General features: G+C 71.6%; 7 protein-coding genes. 4 read left to right on the forward strand and 3 right to left on the reverse strand.

The features are described from left to right. The first annotated feature begins 418 nt into the window (after nt 1-418). Nucleotides 419-634, forward strand: coding sequence for an I78 family peptidase inhibitor (locus ABZ646_RS34505; RefSeq protein WP_360527870.1), 216 nt, complete (start codon nt 419-421; stop codon nt 632-634). Nucleotides 635-683: 49 nt separating this feature from the next. Here ABZ646_RS34505 and ABZ646_RS34510 read toward each other — a convergent pair whose 3' ends face one another. Together ABZ646_RS34510 and ABZ646_RS34515 are read right to left on the reverse strand one after the other, a co-directional pair. Next, nucleotides 684-1,703 (reverse strand): phosphatase PAP2 family protein, encoded by a 1,020-nt coding sequence (locus ABZ646_RS34510; RefSeq protein ID WP_360527873.1) that lies wholly within the window; start codon nt 1,701-1,703, stop codon nt 684-686. 238 nt (nt 1,704-1,941) lie between these two features. Beyond that, the gene (locus ABZ646_RS34515; protein ID WP_360527876.1) at nt 1,942-3,201 is read right to left on the reverse strand and encodes a mannosyltransferase family protein; all 1,260 of its coding nucleotides are present in this window, start codon (nt 3,199-3,201) and stop codon (nt 1,942-1,944) included. Nucleotides 3,202-3,461: 260 nt separating this feature from the next. Here ABZ646_RS34515 and ABZ646_RS34520 point away from each other — a divergent pair, with 260 nt between their 5' ends. Next, nucleotides 3,462-5,069: an MFS transporter gene (locus ABZ646_RS34520; protein ID WP_360527879.1), complete on the forward strand. Its 1,608-nt coding sequence runs from the start codon at nt 3,462-3,464 to the stop codon at nt 5,067-5,069. Nucleotides 5,070-5,141: 72 nt separating this feature from the next. Continuing rightward, nucleotides 5,142-6,335, forward strand: coding sequence for an acyl-CoA dehydrogenase family protein (locus tag ABZ646_RS34525; protein WP_360527882.1), 1,194 nt, complete (start codon nt 5,142-5,144; stop codon nt 6,333-6,335). Between the two features lie 37 nt (nt 6,336-6,372). Here ABZ646_RS34525 and ABZ646_RS34530 read toward each other — a convergent pair whose 3' ends face one another. Next, nucleotides 6,373-6,813 carry a cell division protein SepF gene (locus ABZ646_RS34530; protein WP_046728992.1) on the reverse strand — a complete coding sequence of 147 codons (441 nt, stop codon included), beginning with the start codon at nt 6,811-6,813 and terminating at the stop codon, nt 6,373-6,375. A gap of 255 nt (nt 6,814-7,068) precedes the next feature. Here ABZ646_RS34530 and ABZ646_RS34535 point away from each other — a divergent pair. Continuing rightward, nucleotides 7,069-7,971 (forward strand): DUF5685 family protein (locus ABZ646_RS34535; RefSeq protein ID WP_360527885.1); only part of this gene is annotated, 903 nt, incomplete at its 3' end.

Below are 7,971 nucleotides of genomic sequence, written 5' to 3' on the forward strand. Positions count from 1 at the left end.
GGGCGGGGCGAGGCGCGTTCCGGGGCGGCATGTGCATGTTCCGAAACGGGGCGCCGGATCCCGAGGTGACGGGGATTCACGCGGGGACGGCGACCGCGGAGTTCGCGAAGCCGCGGCCCCCGACGGTCCGCCGCCGTAGGGGGCTCTGTGGTGAAGCGGTGAAACTCTTATGCGGTGTCAGCTGCCCTCGCGGCCCGTGGATTCGGAATGAAATGGGCTCGGGCAGCTCCCCGGGTCGCCGGTTCCTGTTCTTTCCGGCGGCTATTCGGAAGACTCCGCCGACAGTGGGGAATTGCGTTCGAATGCGCCCGGAAGGCGTACGGAACGGCTCGTACGGGTGACCCGGTACGACACAAACGCGTGCCGTGATTCTGTGACAGAAGTGTGACCGGCCCCGGACTCGGGATAGCGTGACCGCATGGCACCGAATCCCGCTCCGCGCGAGGAGCCCCAGGACAGCACGCAGGAGTACGTAGGCCTGGACGCGGGCGAAGCGGAACAGCGGGCCCGGCGGCGGGGCTGGTCCACGGTGCGCGCGCTTCCGCCCGGCGCGATCATCACCATGGAGTACCGGGCGGGAAGGCTCAACTTCGAGGTGCGGGACGGGGTCGTGGCGCGCGCCTGGAAGGGCTGACCGTACGGCGGGGCGGGTCCCTGCGTACCGGGCCCCCGCCGCGGTGTGGTCAGCCGCCCGTCAGCGGGCGGGCCGTCTGGGCCGGAGTGCCGCGCGGCGGACGCTCGGGGTGCTGCGGGCGGCGGCTGCCCGCCGGGGTCACCGGGCTGCGCTCCGAGCGGGCCGTGTGCGGGCCCGGCGCCAGATGGATCGGGGTCCTCGGCGCACGGCCCGAGGCGACCGGCTCGCGCTCGGGTGCCGTCTGCTCGACGGGCGCGGGACGCGGCTTGAGGACCACGGGGACCGGGACGGGCGCGGGTGCCGGGACGCCACGGCGGGAGCGCCAGCGGTCGCGCAGGTCGAGGATCCAGGTCTCGGCGCGGGCGATGAACGGCTCGCACCACGGCAGTGCCAGCAGGATCAGCAGTCCGGCGGCCCAGCCCAGCAACACGTCGCTCAGCCAGTGCGTACCGAGGTAGACGGTGGACATGCCGACGCCGAGGGAGGTCACCGCGGAGACCGCGGACAGCCAGCGGCGGGCCCTCGGGGTGGAGGCCAGATACGCCAGAATTCCCCACGTCACCACCGCGTTGGCGGTGTGGCCGCTGGGAAATATATCGCCGCCCAGGCCCATCTCGTTCGAGCCGATGACGGTCGCGTAGTGCGGACCGAGGCGCCCCATGCCGAGCTTGGCGGCGCCCACCGTGATGTTGAGCAGCAGCAGTGAGGCACCGAGCGTCAGCAGCGGGCGGATCGTGTGCTGCCGCCAGGAGCGCCAGCCGAGCCAGGCCGCGACCATCACGGCGGTGGGGCCGCGCTGGCCGAGGACCACGTAGTAGTCGACGAACCAGTGGATCGCCGCCCACTGCTGGTACGGCCGGAAGAACATGACCTGCCAGTCGAGCCGGACCAGCCACGACGTGATCACGACGGCCCACACGATCGCCAGGTAGAAGGCCAGGGTCGCGGTGAACAACACGACCCGGTGCCGGCTCATCTTCGGCACGTCAATGTGGGCCGGCCGTTCCGGCTCACGGTCCAGCCTGGCGAACACCCGGTCCAGACGGGTGAGGTTTCGTTCGGTACGCACCCAATCGACGTTACAGCGAGTGAGCTCTGTTCCCGGTCGAAACAGCGGCTTTGTGATGACGATGTGATGTGGGAAACCTCTCAGGAGGTCTCCGAATTCTAAGGATTCCGTAATCCTCGGCGTGTCCGTCCTTCAATTCCTTTGATCATTCCGGGTCGCCGTTTTATGGCACTTATGAATTCGTTAACCGGAGCATGGGGTGGAATTCTCCGGCTGCTCATCGGGTCGAAGGAAATGATCATGGAGGTCCCGAGCCGTTCAGCCAGAACGCGCCATACATCGCCGTGGCCACCGCGACACCGGCCGTGACCAGCGCCGATCTGCCGGTGCGCAGCCGCGCGAGGGACCGGGCGAGCGGCAGCAGCACGGGGAAGGCCGGCATCAGCAGTCGTGGCTTGGACCCGAAGTAGCTCGACGCGCACAGCGCCAGCGCGAGGACGACACCCGTGTAGACCAGCAGCGCGAGGGGCTGGCGCTGGCGGACGCCGGTCAGGTAAAGCCACAGCAGCAGGCAGACGCCGACGATCAAACCCACTCCCGCCGAAGCGGACGGAATTGACGTGAACTTGTCGGCCACGAAGCGGGCGAACGCATAGCCGCCGTCGAACCCGTTGCGCCAGCCGGCCTGGACGTCCAGGTAACCGAGCGGACCGTTGCCGGTGCGGTGGCCCACCCACAGGACATAGGAGGCGGTGCCGAGAGGAGCGAGGAGCATGCCGAGGGCGCGGCGCCAGGGAGGGGCGCCCGTTGTCAGCGGAACGCGCCGGGCGTGCGCGGCGCTGGGCCCCTCGGGGGCGCGTTCCCCCTCGCGTACGCCGTGAGCATCTCCCACGCCCTGGTCCCGCGCGCCCCCGCTCCGATCCCGCACGAACGAGACCACCCCGGCCGTCCACACCGCCGCCACCACGGCGAGCCCCACCGGCCGGGTCAGCCCCGCCAGCGCGGCCAGTACGCCCGCGGTCGGCCAGCGACCGGTCAGCACGGCGTACAGCGACCACGCCGCCAGGGCCGTGAACAGCGACTCGCTGTACGCCATCGACTGCACGATCCCGACGGGCAGCACCGCCCACAGCAGCACCGCGCAGACCCCCACCCGGCGCCCGTGCACGAGGTCCGTCACCGCGAAGACCCCCCAGGCCGCCGCGAGCGAGGCGAGCAGGCTGACGGTGAAGCCCGCGCCGGGGTACGAGAGGGGGGTGAGCGCGTGCAGCGCCCGCTCCAGCCAGGGCAGCAGCGGGAAGAACGCCAGGTTCGAGTGGACGTCGCCGTTCGGCAGCCGCACCTCGTAGCCGTAACCCTGTTCGGCGACCCGCGTGTACCACAGCGAGTCCCAGCGTGACGTCAACAACGTGTACGCGCTCTTGCCGCGCGCCGCGCTCCATGCGGCCAGCGTGAGCAGGCCCAGGGCGCGCACGGCCGCGTACCCGAGCAGGGCGGGGGCCGCCCGGCGCAGGGCCGGGGCGCGCGGTGCCGCCACGGGCCTCTCAAGATCGGTCACGGAGTCGATTATCGACGGGGCGGGGAACCGCGGGGCCCGGCGGGGCGTGGCGCGCGGCAGGGCCAGTGGCGTACACCACACAGGTTCGACGAGGAGTGTGAGAGGTCCGCCACGTGCCCGGGGAACGAACTCGCGTACGCTGACGTGTCACTCGCGTTCGTCTGCGCGGGCCGGAGACCCCGCTCCTCTCCGGCCGTACGACGGGGAGTCCCCGCCCCGCCGATCCGCCGCACGCGAGGGATCATCTGGGAGGTACGTACATGTCCGGGACGACCACGGCTGCCGTACGGCCGCGCCGGCGGGCGCCCGGATCCGGAGCCGGTGCCAACCGCTGGGTCGTCCTCGTCGTCCTGTGCGTCAGCCTGCTGCTCGTCGCGCTCGACGCGACCGTGCTGCACGTCGCGGTGCCCGCCGTCACCGAGGACCTCAAGCCCGGTGCGATGCAGCTGCTCTGGATCGTCGACGTCTACCCGCTGGTCTGCGCCTCGCTGCTGATCCTGTTCGGCACGCTCGGCGACCGCGTGGGCCGGCGGCGCGTGCTCCTCCTCGGATACGCCCTGTTCGGCGTCGCCTCCGCGGCGGCGGCCCTCGCGCCGAGCGCCGAGACGCTGATCCTCGCGCGGGCGCTGCTCGGCGCGGGCGGCGCGATGATCATGCCCGCGACGCTGTCGATCCTCCGGCAGGTCTTCCCCGACCGCCGGGAACGGGCCCTGGCCATCGGTGTCTGGAGCGCGGTGGCGGCGGTCGGCGCGGCCGTCGGCCCGCTCCTCGGAGGCTTCCTCCTGGAGCACTTCTGGTGGGGCTCCGTCTTCCTGGTCAACATCCCGTTGATGCTGGTCAGCCTCCCGGTGGGGCGACTTCTGCTCCCGGAGTCCCGCGGCGACCGCGACGGCCCCTGGGACGTGATCGGCGCCCTGATGGCGGCGGCCGGCCTGTTCGGCGTGGTGTTCTCGGTCAAGCGCCTGGGTGGCGGCGAACCGGCCGCCAGCGTGCTCACGCTGGCGCCGCTCCTGCTCGGCGCGCTCCTGCTGGTCCTCTTCGTGCGACGGCAGAGACGCCGCGCGTTCCCGCTGGTGGACCTGAAGATGTTCGCGCGGCCCGCGTTCAGTACGGCCGTGTGCTGCATCGTGCTGGCGATGCTCGCTCTGGTGGGCCTCGAACTGATCGCCGCGCAGTACCTGCAACTGGTCCTCGGCCTGTCCCCGCTGCGGACGGGGCTGCGCCTGCTGCCGCTGACGCTCGCCGCGATGGCGGCGGGGCTGGCCGGGGCGCGGATGCTGCGGCGCTTCGGGCCGCGCCGGATGGTGTGCTTCGGGTTCTTCCTGACCGCGGCCGCGGTGCTGACGCTGACGGCGATGGGCGGGGTCGACAACGCAGGCCTGCTGCTCCTCGGTTTCGTGCTCCTCGGCTTCGGCCTGGAGACCACCCTTTTCGGGGCGTACGAGTCGATGCTGAGCGAGGCCCCGGCCGCTCAGGCGGGCGGCGCGGCGGCGATCGGCGAGACGTCGTACCAGCTGGGGGCCGGAATCGGGATCGCGCTGCTCGGCAGCGTGATGAACGCGGCGTACGCGCCCGGCCTCGCCGCCGTGCCGGGCGTGCCGGAGTCGGCCTCGGCCGCGGCGGGGCATTCGCTGGGCGAGGCGTACGACGTCGCCGGGCGCCTCGGCGGACCGGCGGGCGCGGCCCTGCGCCGGGCGGCCCGCGACTCCTTCGTGCACGGCCTGCACGTGACCCTCCTGGTGAGCGCGGGTCTGCTGCTCCTGGGCGCGGTGATGGCACTGCGGCTGCCGCGGGTCATGCAGTGCGAGGATGCTCCGGTGGAGGTCCCGGCCCCCAGGGAACCGGCCCGCTCGCGCGTCTCGGCGTAGCGCACCGCCCGCGACGGCGGGCGGCGGGGTAGCCTGTCGTAACTAGCGGTGCTAGTTTTCGGGAGGGTTCACATGTCCGCGTCCGTGAAGTTGCCTCCGTTCGACGCCGGGGATCCGCTCGGGCTCGACGATCTTCTGGAGCCGGAGGACCTCGCCGTGCGGGAGACCGTGCGGAGGTGGGCGGCGGATCGGGTGCTGCCCTTCGTCGCCGAGTGGTACGAGAGCGGGGAGCTGCCCGGGATCAGGGAGCTCGCCAAGGAGCTGGGGTCCGTCGGGGCGCTCGGGATGTCGCTCAGTGGGTACGGCTGTGCCGGCGCCTCCGCCGTGCAGTACGGGCTCGCCTGTCTGGAGCTGGAGGCCGCCGACTCGGGGATCCGGTCGCTGGTGTCCGTGCAGGGTTCGCTCGCCATGTACGCCGTCCACCGGTTCGGGAGCGAGGCGCAGAAGCAGCGGTGGCTGCCGGACATGGCGGCGGGCGACGTCATCGGCTGCTTCGGGCTCACCGAGCCGGATCACGGGTCCGACCCGGCCGCCATGCGGACGTACGCCAAGCGCGACGCCGGCGGCGACTGGGTGCTCAACGGCCGCAAGATGTGGATCACCAACGGGTCGGTGGCCGGGGTGGCCGTCGTATGGGCGCAGAGCGACAACGGGATCCGGGGGTTCGTCGTGCCCACGGACACGCCCGGGTTCTCGGCGCCCGAGATCAAGCACAAGTGGTCGCTGCGGGCCAGTGTCACCAGTGAGCTGGTCCTCGACGACGTACGGCTGCCGGCGGACGCGGTGCTGCCGGAGGTCACCGGGCTCAAGGGGCCGCTCAGCTGCCTGTCGCACGCCCGGTACGGGATCGTGTGGGGGGCCATGGGCGCGGCGCGCAGCTGCTTCGAGGCCGCCGTCGACTACGCGAAGTCCCGGGAGCAGTTCGGTCGGCCCATCGGGGGTTTCCAGCTCACCCAGGCCAAACTCGCCGACATGGCGGTCGAACTGCACAAGGGGATCCTGCTCGCCCATCATCTGGGGCGGCGGATGGACGCCGGCCGCCTGCGTCCCGAGCAGGTCAGCTTCGGCAAGCTCAACAACGTACGGGAGGCGATCGAGATCTGCCGTACGGCGCGGACGATTCTCGGGGCGAACGGGATCTCGCTGGAGTATCCCGTGATGCGGCACGCGACGAACCTGGAGTCGGTGCTCACCTACGAAGGCACCGTCGAGATGCACCAGTTGGTGCTGGGCAAGGCGCTCACCGGGCTCGACGCCTTCCGGTGACCCCTGCGCGGGGGCAGGGCCGGCGAGCGGCCCTGCCTCAGCTCTGGTTGTAGAAGCCGTCCTCGCGGCGCGCGGCCGGTTCGCCGCTGACGATCTCGGTGTGGGCGGGGGTCAGCAGGAAGACCCGGTTGGACACCCGCTCGATCGAGCCGCGCAGGCCGAAGATCAGTCCGGCCGCGAAGTCGACGACCCGTTTGGCGTCGCCCGATTCCATGGCCGTGAGGTTCACGATGACCGGCACGCCCTCACGGAACAGCTCGCCGATCGCGCGGGCGTCCCGGAAGCTGTCCGGGGTGACCGTGCCGATCCGGCGGCCCTTCTCCTCGGCGGTGTCCGAGGCCACCTTGACCCGGGGGTCGGTGACCCAGGCGTCCCCGGGCTGCTCGGTCCCTTCGGAGTAGTCGTCGTCGTAGTAGCGCTCGTCATCGTTGTCGTCGACGAGGCCAAGCCAGGCACTCGCCTTGCGTACCGATCCCATGGACGCCTCCTCTCACAGCGGTCTTGCTTGCTTCCGCATCCCTATGGTCGTCCATGATGCGGATGGTGCGCCAAGTGGATAGACGCCGCACGGGGGGTTTGTGACGGTACTGGTGCAGAGCCAATACGTCGAGAGCCCAAGTGCCCCAAGGGCCGTGACTCACACCCATGCTGACTGAGAGTGAAATATGATTGTTCCGGGCGTATGGGTGATGAACAGTGCGTCAGGGTGAATCGGCACGGGGGGTATGCGCGCATGTTCGGGATGGTCAGACCATGTGGTCATCGACTCGGGGACAGGTTCCGCGCGCAATGGCAGGCGCACCTGTGCGGGCTGTGTCTCGCACTCCGCGGCGACCACGGACAGTTCGCACGCGTCGTCACGAACTACGACGGGCTGCTCATATCCGTTTTGACGGAGGCTCAGGCGGAGCGGCCCGCCGACGGCCGGCGCACGGCGGGACCGTGCCCGCTGCGCGGGATGCGGACCGCCTCGGTGGCGCGCGGCGAGGGCGCGCGGCTCGCCGCCGCGGTCTCTTTGGTGCTCGCCTCGGCCAAGGTGCGTGACCATGTCGCCGACCGGGACGGGCTGCTGGCACGCCGGCCGGTCGCGGCGGTCGCCCGCCGGGTCGCCGCCGACTGGGGACGGGCCGGGGCCCGGGGCGGCGCGGCCGTCGGGTTCGACACCGCGGTCCTGGTCGACGCCGTCGACCGGCAACTCGCCGTCGAGGCGCTCGCGGGGCCGGGCACGCCGCTGCTGACGGTCACCGAACCGACCGAGACGGCCACCGCCGCGGCCTTCGCGCACACCGCCGTACTGGCCGGCCGTCCGGGTAACACCGCACCGCTCGCCGAGGCCGGCCGGCTCTTCGGCCGGCTCGCGCACCTGCTGGACGCCGTCGAGGACCGGTCGGCCGACGCCGCGGCGGGCGCCTGGAACCCGCTCGCCACGACCGGGACCTCCCCGGCCGAGGCGCGCCGGCTCGCCGACGACGCCCTGTACGGGATCCGGCTGGCGCTGCGGGACGCGGAGTTCGCCGACGGCGGGCTGGCCCATCTGCTGCTCGTGCACGAACTCGGACGCTCGGTGGACCGGGCGTTCGAGTTCGTCCGTGTGGACGAACGATCCCGAGGAGGAGTCGTACTTCGTCCGGCACCT

Source organism: Streptomyces sp. NPDC007162, from assembly GCF_040634175.1.
In the GTDB taxonomy this organism is placed as follows: Bacteria; Actinomycetota; Actinomycetes; order Streptomycetales; family Streptomycetaceae; genus Streptomyces.

Coding starts and splice junctions, on each gene's coding strand:
- ABZ646_RS34520 (WP_360527879.1), top strand. CDS start 3,462: ATGTCCGGGACGACCACGGCTGCCGTACGGCCGCGCCGGCGGGCGCCC.
- ABZ646_RS34530 (WP_046728992.1), bottom strand. CDS start 6,813: ATGGGATCGGTACGCAAGGCGAGTGCCTGGCTTGGCCTCGTCGACGAC.
- ABZ646_RS34505 (WP_360527870.1), top strand. CDS start 419: ATGGCACCGAATCCCGCTCCGCGCGAGGAGCCCCAGGACAGCACGCAG.
- ABZ646_RS34525 (WP_360527882.1), top strand. CDS start 5,142: ATGTCCGCGTCCGTGAAGTTGCCTCCGTTCGACGCCGGGGATCCGCTC.